Source organism: Streptomyces sp. NPDC006610, assembly GCF_040611575.1.
Taxonomy (GTDB): Bacteria; Actinomycetota; Actinomycetes; order Streptomycetales; family Streptomycetaceae; genus Streptomyces.
On record NZ_JBEXOP010000011.1, the window covers coordinates 140,906 to 159,851 of the forward strand.

The window sequence follows — 18,946 nt, forward strand, 5'->3', positions numbered from 1 at the left end:
TTTCCGGGCCGGCGCAGGTTGGCGGGCCGGTGCAGGTTACCGGGCCGGTGTGCCGGCGGACTCCATCACCCGGACCAGCGGGGCCAGTTCGGGGTTCTTGGCGGCCTCGTCGAGCGCTTCGCGCAGGGCCGCGTCGTTGGTGGGGCGCGCTTCCCGGAGCAGTTCGAGGCCGGCTTCCGTGACGTCGGTGTAGATCCCGCGGCGGTCGGTGGGGCAGAGGTAGCGCGCCAGCAGACCGCGGTCCTCCAGCCGGGTCACCAGCCGGGTGGTGGCGCTCTGGCTGAGCACGACCGCGTCGGCGACCTGCTTCATCTGCAGGTGCCCGCCCTCCCCTTCGTGCTGCCGGCTGAGCACGTCGAGCAGGGAGTACTCGCGCACGCTCAGCCCGTGCTTCGCCTGCAGGGCGCGCTCGATGTGCGCCTCGATCCTCCCGTGCAGCAGGGAGAGGGCGCACCAGCCCTGGGCGAGGGCGGTGAGCGCGGGGTCCGTCGCTGTCATGGATTCCTCCGTCCCGGAGCGGCTGAAGTCCAGGATAGAGCAGCGACGCAATAGCCTGCTGTTGCATGTATCCCGCGTCTGCAATTATTGTGGATGCTCGTAACGCGCTCCTGCAATTCCCTGGGAAGGTGTACCCCTCCATGCCTCTCGCGCTACTCGCCCTCGCGATCGGGGCCTTCGGCATCGGCACCACCGAGTTCGTGATCATGGGCTTGCTGCCCGAGGTCGCGACCGACTTCGGGGTCACCATCCCCACGGCCGGCCATCTCGTGACCGGCTACGCGCTCGGTGTCATGTTCGGCGCCCCGCTGATGACCGTCCTCGGCACCAAGGTCACCCGCAAGCGGATGCTGATGGTCCTGATGGGGCTGTTCGTCGTCGGCAACCTGCTCTCCGCCCTCGCCCCCGCCTTCGCCGTGATGCTGATCGGCCGCGTGGTCGCCTCGCTGGCCCACGGCGCCTTCTTCGGCATCGGCTCGGTCGTCGCGGCCGACCTGGTCGCCCCGGACAAGAAGGCCGGCGCGATCGCGATGATGTTCACCGGACTGACCGTCGCCAACGTCGTCGGCGTCCCGCTGGGCACGCTCGTCGGCCAGTCCGCCGGCTGGCGTGTCACCTTCGCCGCCGTCGCCGCGCTCGGCGTGGTCGGTCTGGTCGGCGTCGCCAGGCTCGTGCCGGACATGCCCAGGGACGAGGGCGTGCGGCTGCGCCACGAACTCGCCGCCTTCAAGAACGTCCAGGTGTTGCTGGCCATGGCGATGACCGTCCTCGGCTTCGGCGGCGTGTTCGCGGCCATCACCTACATCGCGCCGATGATGACCCGGGTCGCCGGTTTCGCCGACGGCTCCGTCACCTGGCTGCTGGTCCTCTTCGGCCTCGGCATGGTCGGCGGCAACCTGGTCGGCGGCCGGTTCGCCGACCGCGCCCTGATGCCGATGCTGTACGTCTCCCTGGGCGCCCTCGCCGTCGTGCTCGCCCTCTTCACCCTCACGGCGCACGACAAGGTCCTCTCCGCCGTCACCGTGACACTGATCGGCGCCCTGGGCTTCGCCACCGTGCCGCCGCTGCAGAAGCGCGTCCTGGACCAGGCGCACGGCGCGCCGACGCTGGCCTCCGCCGTCAACATCGGCGCCTTCAACCTGGGCAACGCCCTCGCCGCCTGGCTGGGCGGCGTGGTGATCGCGGCCGGTCTCGGCTACACGGCCCCCAACTGGGTCGGCGCACTCCTCGCCGCCGCGGCCCTGCTGCTCGCCCTGCTGTCGGCGGCCCTGGAGCGCCGGGACGGCCGTACCGGCACGATCGTCGCCGCCGGTGGCACGACGGCGCGTCAGGCCGCCCGGGCCCACCACTGACCGCGAGCCGCCCGCCGCGGCGGAACGCCGGTCCCCGGCCGAAAGGGGGCCGGCGTTCCCCTTGCCGCACCCCCTGCGCCGGACGTCAGCCCGCGGCCACCGTCAGCGGAGCGAACCGCCGGCTCCAGTCACCCGGCAGTTCGGTGATGCCGTAGGTCATGACCGCGTTGAAGGCGACGGACGCCAGGCCGCGCTCCTTCACCCAGCCCAGCAGTTCCTCGTGCCGCACGTCGATGTCGGTGCGCAGGGGGCGGTCGGAGTGGGCCGCGAGGGAGGCGATCAGCGCCTTGGCGACCTCCGTGTCCCGGGCGATGAGCGGCCCCACGACATGGGTGTCCATGTTGGGCCAGACGGCCGCGTACCCGATGATCCGGCCGTTCTCCTCGGCGACGCGCACCTGGTCGGCGAAGGCGGGCAGCCGGGTGATGATGTGCGTGCGGTCGATGCCGAACGCCTCCGTGTCGAGCCACAGGATGGCGGTGAGGTCGTCGGCCGTCGCGGGCCGTGTCGCCACCGCCGGAGTCACTCCACCGGGCGAGAAGCGGCCGCGCACCATCTCCGCGCGCCCGCTGACCTTGAAGCCCAGCTCTTCGTAGAGCGGACGGCCGTTCGGCGTCGCGTGGAGGGTCAGGGGAGTCGGCCCCATGGTGGAGAGGACGTGCCGCATCAACCGGCGACCGACGCCCTGGCGGGCGTACCGCTCGGCGACCAGCACCATGCCCACGGCCCCGAGATCGGGCTGCTCCTGCGGGCCGTACGACGTCACCACGCACGCGGCGAGGAGTCCGGCTCCGGGAGCGTCGATGCCGTATCCCTTCCCGGCCGTCAGGAGGAAACGCCACTTGTGTTCCTCCCGGGGCCACCCCCGGTCCTCGGACAGGTCGGCGCAGGCGGTGAGGTCGCGAGGCGTCAGACAGCGGATCGGCGAAGCGGCGAGGGATGGAATAGGCACGCAGGTCAGGCTGGCCGACCAGTGGCCCCGTCGTCCACCTGTTTCGGAAGAGAGGCAGGCCCTTTTCGTCGGGGCGGCGTCGGCTGGACGCAGTTCCGGCCGACGCGAGGGTGTTTCACGTGAAACATCGGGAAACGGAAGGCGTCAGCGGCCTCCGGTGGCGAAGGAAGGGCTGAATTGGCCTGCTGCGCCCGGTAGTTGGGGTAACGGATGGTTCGCCCCCCGGTCACGTTCGTGCACGCCGAAGGGGGGACTTGTGTGTGGTGCGGTGGCCGGTATGGTCGAGTCCGGTTCACGGCAGCCTAACGGGGCGGGGAGATCGAAGACCTGTATTCCGGGTTATGCGACAGGAATGCGGAAACAGAGTGGGAAGCTGCCGTGAGGGTTTTCCCACAGAAGAAGTGCGCAGACCGACCGAGAGATGTTCGAGGCGAGGCACACGATGGACGACGCTCCGACCACCGCGTCGGCCGACAACGGCGCTTCCGACGGCGGGGGTGGCTGGTTCACGCCGCGCAGGCAGCCGGAGCCGGGCCCGGCCGGTGAGCGGGAGACGACGGAGGGGCGACGGCCGGCCGTCGTGCGCCCCAGGGGCAGGAACGCACCGGACGCCGCACCGAATCCGCCAGCGCGGGACTCCGGGCAGGACGACACCGAGCAGCGCCACGCCGTCGTACCCGGCCCGTCCGGTGCGGTGACGCCCGGCGCCGGACGAATACCGCCCGTCGCCCCAGGCACGCAGGCGCGGCCCGCCCCACCCCCGACCCGGGTCCCCGGGGCCGCGCCGTTCTCGGCCCCCGAGCGCGTCCCGGCTCAGCGGCACGTCCCACAGCCCGACCGGCCCGCTCCGGCCTTCCCGGAGGACACCACCGACCCCGCGGCCCCGGAGGGCGCCGAAGCCGCCGCCTCTTCCCTCACCGCCCCCTCGGGGACGGCATCCCCGGACGCCGTCCTCGTCCGCCGGACCATGGCCGAGATCGCCCCGGTCGCCGACAAGGTCACCTCGTACTTCTACGCGCTGCTCTTCGTGCGCCACCCCGAGCTGCGCCAGCTGTTCCCCGCCGCGATGGACGCCCAGCGGGACCGGCTGCTCCGGGCGTTGCTCACCGCGGCCGAACTCATCGACGACTCCGCCGTCCTGGTCCCGTATCTGCAGAACCTGGGCCAGGGCCACCGCAAGTACGGCACGCGCCCCGAGCACTACCCGGCCGTGGGCGAGTGCCTCCTCGGCGCGCTGAGCCGGCACGCGGCCTCGGTCTGGGACGAGGCGACGGAGGCGGCCTGGGTCCGCACGTACACGACGATCTCGCAGGTCATGATCGACGCGGCGGCGGCGGACGAACTGCGCGCCCCCGCCTGGTGGCACGCGGAGATCGTCTCCCACGAGCTGAGGACGCCGGACGTCGCGGTCGTCACCGTCCGCCCCGACCAGCCGTACCCCTTCCTGGCCGGGCAGTACACGAGCCTGGAGACCCCGTGGTGGCCGCGTGTGTGGCGGCACTACTCCTTCGCCTCGGCGCCCCGTTCCGACGGGCTTCTCAGCTTCCATGTGAAGGCGGTCCCGGCGGGTTGGGTCTCCAACGCCCTGGTGCACCGGGCCCGGCCCGGCGACATCGTCCGGCTCGGCCCGCCCGCCGGTTCGATGACCGTGGACCACACCAGCGACAGCGGTCTGCTGTGTCTGGGCGGGGGCACCGGCATCGCGCCGATCAAGGCGCTGGTCGAGGACGTCGCCGAGCACGGCGAGCGGCGCCCGGTGGAGGTGTTCTACGGCGCCCGCACCGACCACGACCTGTACGACATCCACACGATGCTCAGGCTCCAGCAGGTGCATCCCTGGCTGTCGGTCCGCGCGATCATCGACCAGCAGGCGCACCTGCAGCTGCCGGACGCGGTGCGGGAGTACGGCCCCTGGAACGAGTACGACGCCTATCTCTCGGGCCCGCCGGGCATGATCCGCAGCGGTGTCACCGCGCTTCGGGACATCGGCATACCGTCGGAGCGCATCCGGCACGACTCGGTGGAGGAACTGGTCGCCGCCGGAACCTGACCGCCCGCCGTCAGCCCAGGTCGGGGGCGTGCAGTGCCAGTACGCCCTCGATGTTCCCGTCGAGGTAGTGGCGCAGCGACAGCGGGACGAGGTGAACGGTGGCGATGCCGACCCGGGTGAACGGCACCCGCACGATCTCGTACTCGCCAGCGGGTTCCTCCACCTCGGGGCCGTGGCGCAGGGACGGGTCCATGGACTCGAGCCGGCAGACGAAGAAGTGCTGCACCTTCACGCCGGTCGTGGACGCGTCCTCGCCGATGTGCTCGACGGTGTCCACGAAGCACGGCACCACATCGGTGATCTTGGCGCCCAGCTCCTCGTGCACCTCGCGGTGCAGGGCGTGGACGACGGTCGGATCGTCCGGTTCGACCCCGCCGCCGGGAGTGACCCAGTAGGGATCCACTCCGGGCTTGGTGCGCTTGATCAGGACCAGGTCGTCGCCGTCCAGGAGAACGGCGCGTGCGGTGCGCTTGACCACGGGTCGGACGGTCATGGGAGGAATGTGGCCCGGCTGGTTCCACGTGAAACATCGCGAAACGCACATCGCCGGTCCGCTCCCGGCCTGCCGCCGGTCCCGCGCCTGCCCGGCCCGCCGCGCGTCAGCACCAGTCGGAGGCCGCCCGCAGCAGCCGCTCGTGGGCCCGGGCGATGTGCGGCATCGCCAGCGTGCCGGTCCGCACGGCCAGGAAGTAGGTCCGCAGCGGCGGCACCGCGGGGTCGTGCAGGGCGACGACGTCACCGCGCCCGAGGGCCTCGTGGCACAGATAGCGGGGCAGCACCGCGAGACCGGCGCCCGCCGCGGCGCAGGCGAGGACGGCACGCAGGTCCGGGACCACGACCGTGCCGGAGGCGGCGGGGCGGGCGTCGAAGACGGAGGCCCAGTAGCGGGAGACGAAGGGCAGCGACTCGTGCACCTCCACGACGGGCAGGCTCTCCAGCACGGACGCGCCCTTGTCGTGCAGCACCCCGGGGTCGACGCACCCGGCCCAGCGGGGAGCGGCGACCAGGACGTGCTCCTCGTCGCACAGGGGCGCCGCCGTCAGCAGCGTGCCGCGGGGCCGGGCGGTGGTGATGACGAGGTCGTGGTGTCCGGCGGCCAAGCCCTCCAGAGTCTCCTCGGCGGTGCCGAAGGAGGTGCGCAGGTCGAGTGCCCTTCCGTCGTCGCCGGTCGGCTCGACGAGCGCGGGAAGCGCCCGCTCGGCGGTGAACTCGGAGGGACCGGCCAGATGCAGGGTGCGCACGGACGACTCGTCCTCGAGTCCGGTCTCGGTGATCTCCACGAGGGCGTCGAGGTGCGGGGCGGCCTTGTGGGCGAGTTCGTCGCCGATGGTCGTCGGCGTCACCCCGCGGGACTGCCGTAGGAACAGGGGGCGGCCCAGCTGCCGTTCCAGCGTGCGGATCTGGGAGGTGACGGCGGGCTGGGACAGGCCGAGGAGCGCGGCGGCCCGGGTGAAGGAGCCGGCCCGGTGCACGGTCACGAACGTGCGCAGCAAGGCCAGATCCATCAGCAGCCCTCCCCAGTCACGCCTGCCCTTCTCCGGCCTCCGAGGCAGGGCCCCACTATAAATATGTCGATAGGTCTCTGTCGCTACCGTGATTGGACACTGACACAGAGTCAACTAGCCTTGGTGGCGGTTCTGCTGGGGGGTGGAACCGAGGGCGGTCCGAGCCACGAGGGGGGAGGCTCGGACCGCCGGTCCCGTGCGGCCGGACGACGCCGGTCCCATGGGACCGGACCGCCCGTCCCGCACACCGGACCGCACGCCGAACCACCCGACGGCATCCGCCGGGACGGTCACTTCGCCGATTCGTCCAGGGCCCGCAGCACATCGGCGATCAGGTCCTCGGGGTCCTCCGCGCCGACCGACAGCCGGATGAAGCCCTCCGGCACCGCGTCGCCGCCCCAGCGCCCGCGCCGCTCGGCCGTGGAGCGCACCCCGCCGAAGCTGGTCGCGTCGTCGACGAGGCGCAGGGACTCGAGGAAACGGTCGGCACGCGCACGGGAGGGCAGCGTGAAGGACACCACGCAGCCGAAGCCCCGCATCTGCCGCGCGGCGATCTCGTGGGAGGGGTCGTCCGGCAGACCCGGATAACGCACGGCCAGGTCCTCGTGCCGGTCGCGCAGGGCCTCGGCCACGGCCAGCGCCGTCGCGTTCTGCCGGTGCGCCCGCAGCTGGAGGGTGGCGATCGACCGGTGCGCGAGCCAGGCTTCCATGGGCCCCGGGATCGCTCCGACGATCTTGCGCCAGCGGCGTACGGCCGTCATGGCGTCGCCCGCGCGGCCGGTGACGTACCCGAGGAGGATGTCGCCGTGCCCGGTCAGCTGCTTGGTCCCGCTGGCCACCGAGAAGTCGGCGCCCAGTTCCAGCGGGCGCTGTCCGAGGGGGGTCGCGAGGGTGTTGTCGACGGCCACCAGCGCACCGCGCGCGTGGGCGGCGTCGGCCAGCCGCCGCACGTCGCACACGTCCAGCCCGGGGTTGGACGGCGTCTCGATCCACAGCAGCTTCGCGCCGTCGAGGACGTCGAGCTGGGCGTCGCCGCCGGTGGGCGCGGTGCGCACCTCGATGCCGTACGCCTCCAGCTGCGCGCGTACCAGCGGCAGCACCTGGTAGCCGTCGCTGGGCAGCACGACGGCGTCGCCCGCGCGCAGCTGGGAGAAGACCACCGAGGAGATGGCGGCCATGCCGGAGGCGAAGACGAGCGTCTCGACGCCGTCCTGCCCGGGCGCCTCCAGTTCCCCGATCGCCCGCTCCAGATGGGTCCAGGTGGGATTCTCGTCGCGGCCGTAGGTGTACGGGCCCGCGGCCTCGCCGGGCAGGTGGAAGTGGGCGGCGAACACCGGTCCCGGCAGGGTCGGCTCGTGCTTCACCGGTTCCGGAAGCCCCGCACGCACCGCTCGCGTGCCGTCGCCGTCGTATGCAGCGGAATCGTTCATGCCGCTCGTCCTTCCACTTGCTCGCGTACCGCGGCGAGCAGACCGTCGCTCGCCGCCTCCACCATCTCAAGGCACTCCTCGAAGCCGTCCATCCCCCCGTAGTACGGGTCCGGGACGTCGAGGTCGTCGCCCGCCGCGGGGTCGTAGGAGCGCAGCAGCCGCACCTTCGCCGCGTCCTGTTCCGTCGGCGCGATGCGGCGCAGCGCGCGCAGGTGGCCCGTGTCGAGGGCGATGACGAGGTCGAGGCGGGAGAACCACGACGGCTGGAACTGCCGGGCGACGTGCTCGCCGGCGTAGCCGTTCGCTTCGAGGACCGCCACGGTGCGCGGGTCGGCCGGGTCGCCCTCGTGCCAGCCGCCGGTGCCGGCGCTGTCGGCCCCGACCAGACCGTCGAGCCCCGCCTCGGCCACCCGGGCACGGAAGACGGACTCGGCCATCGGGGAGCGGCAGATGTTGCCGGTGCACACGAAACAGACGCGGTAGGTCATCGGCTCAGTCACCGTCGGGCAGGACCAGGTGGAGCGCCCAGGAGACGACCGAGACGATCAGGCCGCCCAGGACGGCGGTCCAGAAGCCCTCGACGTGGAAGCTCAGGGAGAACTCGTCGGCCAGCCAGGACGTCAGCAGCAGCATCAGCGCGTTGACGACCAGCGTGAACAGGCCGAGCGTGAGGATCAGCAGTGGCAGGCTCAGCAGCTTGACCACCGGCTTGACCAGGAAGTTCACCACGCCGAAGAGCAGCGCGACGACGAGCAGGGTGCCCGCCTTCTTCGCGGTGCCGTCACCGGTCAGCGTGATCCTGTCCAGCAGCCAGACCGCGACCGCCAGGGCCCCCGCGTTGGCGAGCGTCTTGACTAGGAAATTCATCATGTGTCTGATCGTGGCAGACGAGATCGGTGACGAGTACGGGCGCGAGGTCGACGAAACGATGAAGGCATTCCGGCTGGACGAACTGGAAGCGGAACGGGCCGCCAACGACGGCGCCTACCTCCAGTTCCTGCGGGAGCGGAACATGTCGGTCGGCCTGTACGCGCTCGACGCGGGGGACCACGACCCGCAGCAGCCGCACGCCCAGGACGAGGTGTACTTCGTGGTGAGCGGCCGCGCGGCGATCACCGTCGGCCTGGAGACCACCCAAGTGGCCCGCGGCAGCGTCGTCTACGTGCCGGCCGGGGTGGCCCACAAGTTCCACCACATCAGCGAGGATCTGCGGGTTCTCGTGGTGTTCTCTCCCCCCGAGAGCTGATCCGCCGTCTCGGGGTTCCCTAGGGGAACGGTCAGGGGAGGACAAGGGGCGCGGGACCCCCGCCGGCCCCCCGTGCCCGCCTAGCATCGAGGCAGGACATCCGAGAACCACAGAGAAGGACGAGGGCGATGCGAGAGATCTTCGCGGGTCTGCCGTGGTGGGTTAAGTGGATCGCGGTGCCGGTCATCGCCCTGGTCGTGTTCGGCGGACTGATCGCCAGCGTGGTCGGCTTCGTGATCGGCCTGCTGTTCAAGGTGTTGGTGTTCGTGGCGCTGGTCGGCGGACTCATCTACGTCGTCAGGAAGTTCACGACGAACTCGTCGTCGCGTAACGACTGGTGAGGGGTGCGGGTGACGGGAACCGGTAACAGGACGCGCCGGTTCCCTCGGCCGGGGGAAGTTTTCGGCACCGGCGGCGTGTGAGCGGTGGCAGAGGGTTAGAGTCCGGAACTCGACGCGGGAACACCCGCGCGTGGCGCACACCCCGTACTCCCCCCTCCCGTGTTCCCCGCACGGGCTGCCCTCTCGCGCTTCGGGAGCGACCCTTGGCCACGGTTGACACCGCACCCGCAGGATCCCCGGCATCCCTCCTCCCCGCCCGGCACGCCCTCCCGGAACCGACGCTGAGCGTCCGGCCCCCCGAACAGCCCTCCGCGCCGAGGGCGGCACCGGGGCGCAGCCGCCCGACGGGCGCCCCTGCGCAGCGCCGCCCCGCGGCCCCGCCGCCCCCGGACCGCTCCACGACGCTCATCGGATCCGTGCAGCGGGCGATGCGCCTGCTGGAAGCCGTCGCCCGGCATCAGCACGGCGCTCCCGCCAAACAACTGGCCCGCGAGACCGGCCTCGCGCTGCCCACCGCCTACCACCTGCTGCGCACGCTGGTGCACGAGGGCTATCTGCGCCGCGACCGGGGGCTGTTCTTCCTCGGGGAGGCGGCCGAGCGGCTCGGCCGCCGCGGAGCACAGCAGAAACGTCGCACCACCGTGAGCGACGTCCTGGCCCGCTGGCGGGATTCGATCGGTGCGCCCGTCTACTACGCGACGTACCGCGAGGGTGAAATCCAGGTCCTCTGTGTCAGCGACGGTCCGGGCCGTCCGGCGGGGCGGGAATGGGCCGACTTCCGGGAAACCGGCCACGCGCACGCCCTCGGCCAGTGCCTGCTCGCCCAACTGGACGACGCCGCCCGGCGTGACCACCTCGACCGCCATCCCGTGCGGCCGCTCACCCCGTACACCGTCCCGAACGGCCATGAGCTGCTACGACGTCTCGACCGCGTCGGCCGCACCGGGCCGGTGATCGAGCATCAGGAGTACGCGCTCGGGACGGTCTGCGCGGCGGTCCCCCTCACCATGGGGGACACGGTCGGGGCCCTCGCCCTCTCGCTCCCTCACCGGCAGGCCGATCGGCTTCTGGCCGCGGCGCGACAGCTCCGGCGGGAGATCGGCCGTCTGATCGAGCAGATCACGCCCTCTATCAGTATCTGAAAACTCACTCCTTGTGATCTGATGGGCACGTTCAGCAAGATGTCATCAGTATTCGAGGTCCATTCCCGGCCAGTCGACGGCGAACGACGGGGTAAGCGATGCGCGAGACCGTACAGGCAGAAGTCATGATGAGCTTTCTCGTGTCCGAGGAGCTCTCCTTCCGCATCCCGGTGGAGCTGCGTTATGAGACATGTGATCCCTACGCCGTGCGGCTGACCTTCCATTTGCCCGGTGATGCCCCGGTCACCTGGGCGTTCGGGCGGGAGTTGCTGATCGACGGCGTGGGCCGGCCCTGCGGAGAGGGCGATGTGCGGGTCGCGCCGGTCGAGGCGGAGACGCTGGGCGACGTCCTGATCCGGCTTCAGGTCGGGAGCGACCACGCCCTGTTCCGCTCCTCCGCCGCGCCGCTCGTCGCGTTCCTCGACCGCACCGACAAACTGGTGCCGCTGGGCCAGGAGGGGGCGCTCGCCGACTTCGACGCCCACCTCGACGAGGCGCTGGACCGCATCCTGGCGGAGGAGCAGAGCGCGGGCTGACGCCGCCGGGGCACCGCCGCTGGAACGGGCGGTGGCGTAACCCTTCGTGGGGCGCGGCGCCGCTCAAGTGCGCAGGCGGCGCCCTGTGCCGGTGCGCCGCCTCAGCGCTTGCGACGGCGTCCCTTGCCGGTCCGCGTCGCCGGGGCCGCGACGCCCGGCTGCGTCGTCGGCGCCCCGCCGGACCGGTCGGCCGACACCACCAGGGCCGCCAGCGCCGTGGTCACCGGCACCGACGCGACCAGGCCGATGGACCCCACCAGCGTGCGCACGATCTCCTCGGCGACCAGCTCGCTGTTGGCGACCGTCCCGACACTGCTCTGGGCGATCGAGAACAGCAGCAGCAGCGGCAGGGCGGCGCCCGCGTAGGCGAGGACGAGCGTGTTGACCACGGAGGCGATGTGGTCGCGGCCGATCCGGATGCCCGCCCGGTACAGGCCGCGCCAGCCCATCGTCGGGTTGGCCCCGTGCAGTTCCCACACGGCCGAGGTCTGGGTGACCGTGACGTCGTCCAGGACGCCGAGGGAACCGATGATGATGCCGGCGAGCAGCAGGCCGCTCATGTCGATCGTCGGATACAGGCCGTGGATCAGGCCGGTGTTGTCGTCGGTGTTGCCGGTGAGGGCGGCCCAGCCGTTGAACAGCGAGCCGAGAACGCCGATCAGCAGCAGCGAGATCAGCGTGCCGAGTACCGCCACCGAGGTGCGGGCGGACAGGCCGTGACACAGATACAGGGCGATCAGCATGATCGCGCTCGCCCCGATCACCGCCACGACCAGCGGGTTCGATCCCTGCAGGATGGCGGGGAGGATGAAGAAGTTCAGCACCATGAAGCTGATCGCCAGGGACAGCAGCGCCATGACGCCGCGCAGCCGCCCGACGACCACGACGGCGAGCGCGAAGACGCCGGCGAGCAGCGCCATCGGGAACCGGCGGTTCACGTCGGTGACGGAGTACTGAAGATCCTCGGGCGCGGACGGCTCGTAGGCGACCACGACCTCCTGGTCCTCGTGCAACTGCCGTGACTGGTCGGGCTGAACGATCTCGGTGAACGTACGGCCCTTGTCCTCGCCGGTGTCGATCCGGATCGTCGCCCGCTTGCAGGTGCCGTTGGCCTGCTGCTGCGCCGAAGAGCCCTCGGCGGTGGAGGTGTCGCCGGTCGGGGTGTCGGCCGAGGCGTTGACCGAACCGCAGTCCAGTTCCTCGATCTCGGTGACCGTGGCCCGCTGCGTCTGCCGGTCGAAGCCGACGCCGGTGCGCTCGTGCGGCGGGGCGCCGCCCGGCCACAGGACCGCGAGCCCTACCAGCACGGCCGCGGCGAAGGGGATGAGAACGGCGGCGATCACCTTGCGCAGATGCAGGGAGACGGGGGCGGCGGGCCCGTGGGCGTGGCTGTGCGAATGCCCGTGGCCGCCGTGCCCCCCGCCGTGTCCATCTCCGTGGCCGCCGTCGCGCCCGCCCCCCTGCTCACCACCGCGTCCACCACCGTGGCCGCCGCCGTCACCGTCACCACCGTGACCGTGACCGTGCCCCGAGCCACCGCGACCGTCACTCGCGCCGTGCCCACTCCCGCCGAACCCGCCGAACCCACCCCCGCCGCGCCCGGAGGCCCCGCCCTGTCCTTTTGGGTCTCCCCCCTGCCCGGGGCCGAAGGCGGACCTGGCGGTCAGGCCCGTGTCGCCCGGGCCGGTTCCGCGTGGGGGTACGGGCGGCGGGAACGGAGGCTGCTGATTCGTGGTCACCGCCCGATCATCGCAAGAACGACCGGGGCCCTCTGTTCACCGCGCCCGAATTGACGCTAGCGTGGGGGCACCTTTGTACACGCGGGAGCTCGGAGCACCGGGCTGAGAGGGCGCTGACCTCCGTCTTCGCGATGTTTCACGTGGAACGTCACGCACCACGCGTGATGTTTCCCATGAGACACCGCCGAGCGGGAGCCGCTGCGTCGACCGCCGAACCTGTTACCGGGTAATGCCGGCGTAGGGAGATCGGTCTCATGACCAACAAGGACGCACGCACGCCTGCCTCCACGCGGACCCAGACCCCTGGAACGTCCGACGGGGAGGCCGGGAAGTCCATCGGCTGGCACAAGGCGTACGTCGAGGGCTCACGCCCCGACCTGCGGGTGCCGGTCCGTCAGGTGCACCTCACCAACGGGCAGTCGGTCACGCTCTACGACACCTCGGGCCCGTACACCGACCCACTGGTCGACACCGACGTCCGCAGGGGCCTGCCGCCGCTGCGGGAGAACTGGATCGTCGCCCGCGGCGACACCGAGGAGTACGCGGGCCGTCCCGTCCGTCCCGAGGACGACGGCATCAAGCACACCTCGCCGCGCGGCGGGCTGCGCAACCTCGACGCGGTCTTCCCCGGCCGGCCCCGCCAGCCGCGCCGCGGCCGGAACGGGCAGGCGGTCACCCAGCTCGCGTACGCCCGCCGGGGCGAGATCACGCCCGAGATGGAATTCGTGGCCGTACGCGAAAACGTTTCGCCCGAGGTCGTGCGCGAGGAGATCGCGGCGGGCCGGGCCGTGCTGCCCGCGAACGTCAACCACCCGGAGATCGAGCCGATGATCATCGGCAAGCGGTTCCTGGTGAAGGTGAACGCCAACATCGGCAACTCGGCGGTGACGTCCTCCATCGAGGAGGAGGTCGAGAAGATGACCTGGGCGACCCGCTGGGGCGCCGACACGGTCATGGACCTGTCCACCGGCCGCAACATCCACACCACCCGCGAGTGGGTGCTGCGCAACTCCCCCGTCCCCATCGGCACGGTGCCGCTCTACCAGGCCCTGGAGAAGGTCGACGGCCGGGCCGAGGAGCTGACCTGGGAGATCTACAAGGACACGGTCATCGAGCAGGCCGAGCAGGGCGTGGACTACATGACGGTGCACGCGGGTGTGCGCCTCGCGTACGTGCCGCTCACCGCGAACCGCAAGACAGGCATCGTCTCGCGCGGCGGCTCGATCATGGCGGCGTGGTGCCTGGCGCACCACAAGGAGTCGTTCCTCTACGAGAACTTCGAGGAACTCTGCGAGATCCTCGCCGCGTACGACGTCACGTACTCCCTCGGCGACGGCCTGCGGCCGGGCTCCATCGCGGACGCCAACGACGAGGCGCAGTTCGCGGAGTTGCGCACGCTCGGGGAACTCAACCGGATCGCCAAGCGTTTCCACGTACAGACCATGATCGAGGGCCCGGGCCACGTCCCGATGCACAAGATCAAGGAGAACATCGACCTTCAGCAGGAGATCTGCGATGAGGCTCCGTTCTATACGCTCGGCCCGCTGACGACGGACGTCGCGCCGGCCTACGACCACATCACCTCCGGCATCGGCGCCGCCATGATCGCCTGGTGGGGCACGGCCATGCTCTGTTACGTCACCCCGAAGGAGCACCTGGGCCTGCCCAACCGGGACGACGTCAAGACCGGCGTGATCACCTACAAGATCGCCGCCCATGCCGCAGACCTCGCCAAGGGGCACCCGGGCGCGCAGGAGTGGGACGACGCGTTGTCCGACGCGCGGTTCGAGTTCCGGTGGGAGGACCAGTTCAACCTGGCCCTCGACCCGGACACGGCCCGGGAGTTCCACGACGAGACGCTGCCGGCCGAGCCGGCCAAGACGGCGCACTTCTGCTCGATGTGCGGGCCGAAGTTCTGCTCGATGAAGATCTCCCAGGACATCCGCCGTGAGCACGGCGGCAACCGGGCGGAGATCGAGGAGGGCATGGCGCGGAAGTCGCAGGAGTTCGCGGCGGCGGGCAACCGCGTGTACCTGCCGATCGCGGACTGACGTCCGGGTCCGATGTCCGGGGGCCGATGGTCCGCGGACTGACGTCCGGGTGCCGACGGCCGCCCGTTTTCGCCGACGCCCGCCCTCCCCAGGGCGGGGCGGGCTCGGCGAGACTGGGGGCATGACCGTGCAATCCATGAGCAAGGGCTCCAACCTTCCCGTCGACGCCCCCGTGGTGCGCGTCGAACTCGCCTGCTCCGGCGGCCCCGGCGTGCCCGACGTCGACGCCTCGGCCCTGTTGCTCACGGAGGCGGGGCGGGTGCGGGACGACGGCGACTTCGTCTTCTACAACCAGCCCCGGCACGCGTCCAACGCCGTGACGCACCTCGGGAAGCGGAGTGCCGGCGGCAACGCCACCGACACGGTCGAGGTCGACCTGCGTTCGCTGGAGCCGGCCGTCGACCGGATCGTGCTGTGCGCGTCGGCCGACGGCGGGACCTTCGGGCAGGTGCCGGGGCTGTCGCTGAGGCTGCTCGACGCGGGGTCGGGGAGCGAGGTCGCCCGGTTCGACATGGAGGCCGGACCGGAGACGGCGTTCATCGGCGGGGAGCTGTACCGGCGGCAGGGCAAGTGGAAGTTCCGCGCGGTGGGCCAGGGATACGCCTCCGGCCTCGCGGGCCTCGCGACCGACTTCGGCATCACCGTGGACGACGCCCCGGCGGCCCCGCCCGCTCCGGCCCCCGCCCCGTCGGCACCGCCCGTCGACCCCCGGTCGGCCGCCTGGCCCGCGCCGACCCCGACCCGGCCGGCCACGCCGCCTCCGCCCGCCCCGCCGAGGCCCGTCCCGCCCGCCGCCACCCCTCACCCCACGGTCCCTCCCACCACCCCACCCCGCCTCACCAAGGGCGAGGAGCACCTCCCCGTCGACATGCGCAAGCGGCTCTCCCTGCGCAAGGAGCAGGTCGCCGTCAGCCTGCGCAAGCACGGCGCGACCGGCGTCACCGCGCGCGTCGTGCTGGTCCTCGACGCCTCCGGGTCCATGTCGTTCCTCTACTCCAAGGGCACCGTCGCCGACGTGGTGGAGCGGATGGCCGCGGTCGCCGCGCAGCTGGACGACGACGGTGAGATGCAGGCCTGGACGTTCGCCTCGAACCCCGCCCGGTTGCCGGACCTGCGGCTGGGCGAGCTTCCCGAGTGGCTGCGGCTGCACGTGCGCGTCGGCGAGATGAGCCTGTTCCGCCGTCGCGGCCGGAAGAAGGGGCTGGTGGAGGGCCAGGTCGACATGCGGGACGTCGGCATCCAGAACGAGGAGCAGAAGGTCATCGCCGAGGTGCGCCGGTTCGTCCGGGACAACCCGGCGGCGGCGCCCACGCTGGTGCTGTTCTTCTCCGACGGCGGCGTCTACCGCAACGCCGAGATCGAGCGTGAGCTGCGCGAGGCCGTGGAGGAGCCGGTCTTCTGGCAGTTCGTGGGGCTCGGCCGCGCCAACTACGGGGTGCTGGAGCGGTTCGACGCCCTGCCGGGCCGGCGCGTCGACAACGTCGGCTTCTTCGCCGTGGACGACATCAGTACGGTGCCGGACCAGGAGCTGTACGACCGCCTGTTGTCCGAGTTCCCGCTGTGGATCACGGCCGCACGCCAGGCGGGCATCATCTGAAGGGCACCCGATGGCGCCCCACCCCGACGCGGAGCCTCGGGTGAGCCTCCGAGCCTCCGCAGGGGGAGGGAGCGCGTGAACCGGGCCCGAGCGGCCGTGGCCGTGCGACGCCCCAGCCATACGACGCCCCAGCCGTGCGACGTCGTGCCATGACGACGCCGTATCCGTGCGACGCCGTCGCGGTCGCGCAGTGCCGCGGCTACTCCGGCTGGTGTTCCGGCCCCCCGAAGTCCGGGCTGCTGTAGTCCGGGCTCGAGTAGCTGGGCCGGGTCCCGGTCGCCGGGCCGCCGCCCGGGCTGGTGAAGCCGGGACGGCCGTAACCGAGGTGCGGTATCCGGCTGGTCGTCGGTGCGGGCGGAGCCGGTTGCCGGGCGGCCGGTCCGGGCTCGGCGAGAAGCGCCTCGCGCAGGAACGGCAGGATGCCGTTCTCGAGCAGGGACGCGCGCCAGGCTTCCCTGGCCCTGGCCACCTCCTCGTTCAGCCGGTCCTGGGCGCGCGACGCGGGGGTGGGCCGGTTGCGCAGGGCGGTGCGCAGCAGGGCGACCGCCGCGACCAGGATCGCGACCGCCGTGATGCCGCCGAACGCCCACCCGGCGGTGAGCAGGGTGTCGGCGAACGCCGGTTCGGGCGAGAGCATTCTCAGGACGTAGCCGACGATCAGGAAGATCGCCGCGGCCGTGCCGGCCAGGACGGGCGCGAGGACCGCGACGACGGCGCCGGCGCCCGCGCCGGCGGCCTCGGCGGCCTCCCCCATGGTGGTGGCGAGCCCCACCGCGGAGGAGCCCGGTTCGCCGGAGCCGGACTCCCGCGCGGACGACGGGGTGGACGGCGCCGGGCGGCGCAGTTCCTCGCGGACCTTCACGTAGTGCTGGTACTCGGTCGCCGCGGCCGCCGTGATGAGGGCGGTGGCGTCGAGGGCCAGGGCGCGCAGTTGTTCGTGGGTCGGCCGCTGTCCTGCCATGGCCGGTCCCGGGCGGTGTGGTGCGGAGCGCAGCGCCTCATCGAGGAGCCGCACGTACTCCTGGCGGTCCTCGCTCAGCAGGTGCTGCGGAACGCTGTTCATCTGCATCCCCCGATGCTCCGTAGGGCTTGGGGCTCGCACGCTGACGAGCCGTCGGGCAGAAACGGAGGGGAGCCTGCTACGGATAAGCCGATGGTAGAGCGGTCACGGCGTGCCGTGACAGGGGGTTTCCGGAAATTGGGTCGTGGCCTGCGCCGTCGCGCGCGGCGCGGGACCGCCGGTCCGGGGTGCCGGTGAAGGGTCAGATGTCGAGGGGCAGTTGCTGGACCAGCAGTTTTCCGGCCATGGTCACGCCGCCGTCCATCGCGATGGCGAGCCCGTCGGCGTAGACGTGCGGTCCTTCGATCGTGGGCCCGGAGGTGTCCTCGCCGTCCTCGGAGCCGACCTCGCCCAGCAGATACGGGATCGGGCTGTGGCCGTGAACGATGCGGGTGCCGCCGTACGTATCGAGCAGGGAGCGCACGGCGTCGGCGCCGCCCTCGTCGCGGAAGGAGAAGCGCTTGGTGAACTTGCGGAACAGGTCCCAGACCTCGTCGGCGTCGTTGCGCGTCAGGGTCTCGCGGACGTTGTCGTTGACGGCCTCGATGGAGTCGCCGTAGTCGAGATAGGCCGTGGTGTCCGAGTGGACGAGCAGGTGGCCGTCGGTCTCGGTGAGCGCGTCGAGACGGGCCATCCACTGGAGGTGGTGGTCCTGGAGACGGTCCATGTCGGTCTTCTGGCCGCCGTTGAGCAGCCAGGCCGCCTGGAAGGTGGCGGTGCCCGCGCCGGAGTTGACGGGGGTGTCGCCGAACCGCTTGGCGCCGAGCAGGAGCAGCTCGTGGTTGCCCATCAGGGCCTTGCAGTAGCCGCCGGCCGCCGCGGCCTCGGCGGACAGCCGCATGACCAGGTCGATGACGCCGATGCCGTCGGGGCCCCGGTCGGTGAAGTCGCCCAGGAACCACAGCCGGGCGGTGCCCGCGCACCACTGGCCGGCGGCGTCGATCAGGCCCTTCTCCTGGAGTGCGGCGACGAGTTCGTCGAGGTACCCGTGGACGTCGCCGACGACGAACAGCGGGCCGGGTCCGGCGGCGGGCTGGGCGACCGGCGCGGCGGCGGGGTCGACGGTCACCTGAACCGTGTCACCGCGGTTGATGACCGGCAGGTCGCGCCGGGTGGGGGTGTACCCGTCCGGCGGGTCCACCGGCTCGGCGACGGGCACGGGCGCCGGGACGGGCGCCGCGGCCGCGGTCTCGCCGGGGTGGGCGCCGTGGACGTACGGGCCGGTCTCGTGGACGTATGCGGGCACCCGGAAGTCGCGCAACGTCGCCGTCCGCTCCACCTCGGGTCCGGGACCGGCCCCCTGAGTCATCGACCCCTCCACCATCGCGCCGCATCTGCACCGCTCGTGACTGCCTGGTCGCAACGGCCCGCGGTGCCGTGCGCCCATCATAGGAATGCGGATCGCGCTGTGTGATGACCCAGGGGTGGTGAATCGGAGCCGGACTCC

18 protein-coding genes are annotated in these 18,946 nt (G+C 71.7%); 8 read left to right on the forward strand and 10 right to left on the reverse strand.

Annotated features, from left to right (window positions below):
- Positions 1–36: 36 nt before the first annotated feature.
- On the reverse strand, positions 37–498 hold the full coding sequence (locus ABZY13_RS11915; RefSeq protein WP_356629424.1) for a MarR family transcriptional regulator: 462 nt from the start codon (positions 496–498) through the stop codon (positions 37–39).
- 140 nt (positions 499–638) lie between these two features.
- Here ABZY13_RS11915 and ABZY13_RS11920 point away from each other — a divergent pair, with 140 nt between their 5' ends.
- Positions 639–1,850, forward strand: a complete 1,212-nt coding sequence (locus ABZY13_RS11920; RefSeq protein WP_356629426.1) for an MFS transporter — start codon at positions 639–641, stop codon at positions 1,848–1,850.
- A gap of 85 nt (positions 1,851–1,935) precedes the next feature.
- Here ABZY13_RS11920 and ABZY13_RS11925 read toward each other — a convergent pair whose 3' ends face one another.
- Entirely contained in the window at positions 1,936–2,802 is an 867-nt protein-coding gene (locus tag ABZY13_RS11925) for a GNAT family N-acetyltransferase (protein ID WP_356629428.1), read from the reverse strand.
- Between the two features lie 421 nt (positions 2,803–3,223).
- Here ABZY13_RS11925 and ABZY13_RS11930 point away from each other — a divergent pair, with 421 nt between their 5' ends.
- The gene (locus ABZY13_RS11930) at positions 3,224–4,852 is read left to right on the forward strand and encodes a globin domain-containing protein (RefSeq protein ID WP_356629430.1); all 1,629 of its coding nucleotides are present in this window, start codon (positions 3,224–3,226) and stop codon (positions 4,850–4,852) included.
- 10 nt (positions 4,853–4,862) lie between these two features.
- Here the strand turns inward: ABZY13_RS11930 and ABZY13_RS11935 are convergent, their stop codons facing one another.
- From ABZY13_RS11935 to ABZY13_RS11955, 5 genes are all read right to left on the reverse strand, one after another.
- On the reverse strand, positions 4,863–5,345 hold the full coding sequence (locus ABZY13_RS11935; RefSeq protein WP_356629433.1) for an NUDIX hydrolase: 483 nt from the start codon (positions 5,343–5,345) through the stop codon (positions 4,863–4,865).
- A 106-nt stretch (positions 5,346–5,451) separates the two neighbouring features.
- Complete coding sequence (locus ABZY13_RS11940) at positions 5,452–6,357, reverse strand: LysR family transcriptional regulator (RefSeq protein ID WP_356629435.1); 906 nt, start codon at positions 6,355–6,357, stop codon at positions 5,452–5,454.
- Positions 6,358–6,647: 290 nt separating this feature from the next.
- Complete coding sequence (locus ABZY13_RS11945) at positions 6,648–7,787, reverse strand: cystathionine gamma-lyase (protein ID WP_356629437.1); 1,140 nt, start codon at positions 7,785–7,787, stop codon at positions 6,648–6,650.
- Positions 7,784–8,275 (reverse strand): low molecular weight protein-tyrosine-phosphatase, encoded by a 492-nt coding sequence (locus ABZY13_RS11950; RefSeq protein ID WP_356629525.1) that lies wholly within the window; start codon positions 8,273–8,275, stop codon positions 7,784–7,786. Before ABZY13_RS11950 ends, ABZY13_RS11945 begins: the two co-directional genes overlap by 4 nt.
- Before the next feature lie 4 nt (positions 8,276–8,279).
- Positions 8,280–8,657 carry a phage holin family protein gene (locus tag ABZY13_RS11955; protein ID WP_356629439.1) on the reverse strand — a complete coding sequence of 126 codons (378 nt, stop codon included), beginning with the start codon at positions 8,655–8,657 and terminating at the stop codon, positions 8,280–8,282.
- Between the two features lie 58 nt (positions 8,658–8,715).
- Here ABZY13_RS11955 and ABZY13_RS11960 point away from each other — a divergent pair, with 58 nt between their 5' ends.
- The 4 genes from ABZY13_RS11960 (at position 8,716) to ABZY13_RS11975 (ending at position 11,052) form a co-directional block, all read left to right on the forward strand.
- On the forward strand, positions 8,716–9,033 hold the full coding sequence (locus ABZY13_RS11960; RefSeq protein ID WP_356629527.1) for a cupin domain-containing protein: 318 nt from the start codon (positions 8,716–8,718) through the stop codon (positions 9,031–9,033).
- A 128-nt stretch (positions 9,034–9,161) separates the two neighbouring features.
- Complete coding sequence (locus ABZY13_RS11965; protein WP_356629441.1) at positions 9,162–9,374, forward strand: DUF5326 family protein; 213 nt, start codon at positions 9,162–9,164, stop codon at positions 9,372–9,374.
- Positions 9,375–9,781: 407 nt separating this feature from the next.
- A complete protein-coding gene (locus ABZY13_RS11970; RefSeq protein WP_356629529.1) occupies positions 9,782–10,516 on the forward strand; it encodes a helix-turn-helix domain-containing protein in 735 nt (244 codons plus the stop codon).
- A 98-nt stretch (positions 10,517–10,614) separates the two neighbouring features.
- The gene (locus tag ABZY13_RS11975; RefSeq protein WP_356629443.1) at positions 10,615–11,052 is read left to right on the forward strand and encodes an SsgA family sporulation/cell division regulator; all 438 of its coding nucleotides are present in this window, start codon (positions 10,615–10,617) and stop codon (positions 11,050–11,052) included.
- A 101-nt stretch (positions 11,053–11,153) separates the two neighbouring features.
- Here the strand turns inward: ABZY13_RS11975 and ABZY13_RS11980 are convergent, their stop codons facing one another.
- Positions 11,154–12,791, reverse strand: a complete 1,638-nt coding sequence (locus ABZY13_RS11980; RefSeq protein WP_356629445.1) for a YibE/F family protein — start codon at positions 12,789–12,791, stop codon at positions 11,154–11,156.
- Between the two features lie 254 nt (positions 12,792–13,045).
- On the opposite strand from ABZY13_RS11980, the gene thiC reads away from it, so the two are divergent.
- Together thiC and ABZY13_RS11990 are read left to right on the forward strand one after the other, a co-directional pair.
- Positions 13,046–14,842: a phosphomethylpyrimidine synthase ThiC gene (gene thiC, locus ABZY13_RS11985; RefSeq protein WP_356629447.1), complete on the forward strand. Its 1,797-nt coding sequence runs from the start codon at positions 13,046–13,048 to the stop codon at positions 14,840–14,842.
- A gap of 121 nt (positions 14,843–14,963) precedes the next feature.
- Entirely contained in the window at positions 14,964–16,439 is a 1,476-nt protein-coding gene (locus ABZY13_RS11990) for a VWA domain-containing protein (protein ID WP_356629449.1), read from the forward strand.
- Between the two features lie 199 nt (positions 16,440–16,638).
- Here the strand turns inward: ABZY13_RS11990 and ABZY13_RS11995 are convergent, their stop codons facing one another.
- Positions 16,639–17,508 (reverse strand): hypothetical protein, encoded by an 870-nt coding sequence (locus ABZY13_RS11995; RefSeq protein ID WP_356629451.1) that lies wholly within the window; start codon positions 17,506–17,508, stop codon positions 16,639–16,641.
- 193 nt (positions 17,509–17,701) lie between these two features.
- Positions 17,702–18,823, reverse strand: coding sequence for a metallophosphoesterase (locus ABZY13_RS12000; RefSeq protein ID WP_356629453.1), 1,122 nt, complete (start codon positions 18,821–18,823; stop codon positions 17,702–17,704).
- Between the last annotated feature and the right edge of the window lie 123 nt (positions 18,824–18,946).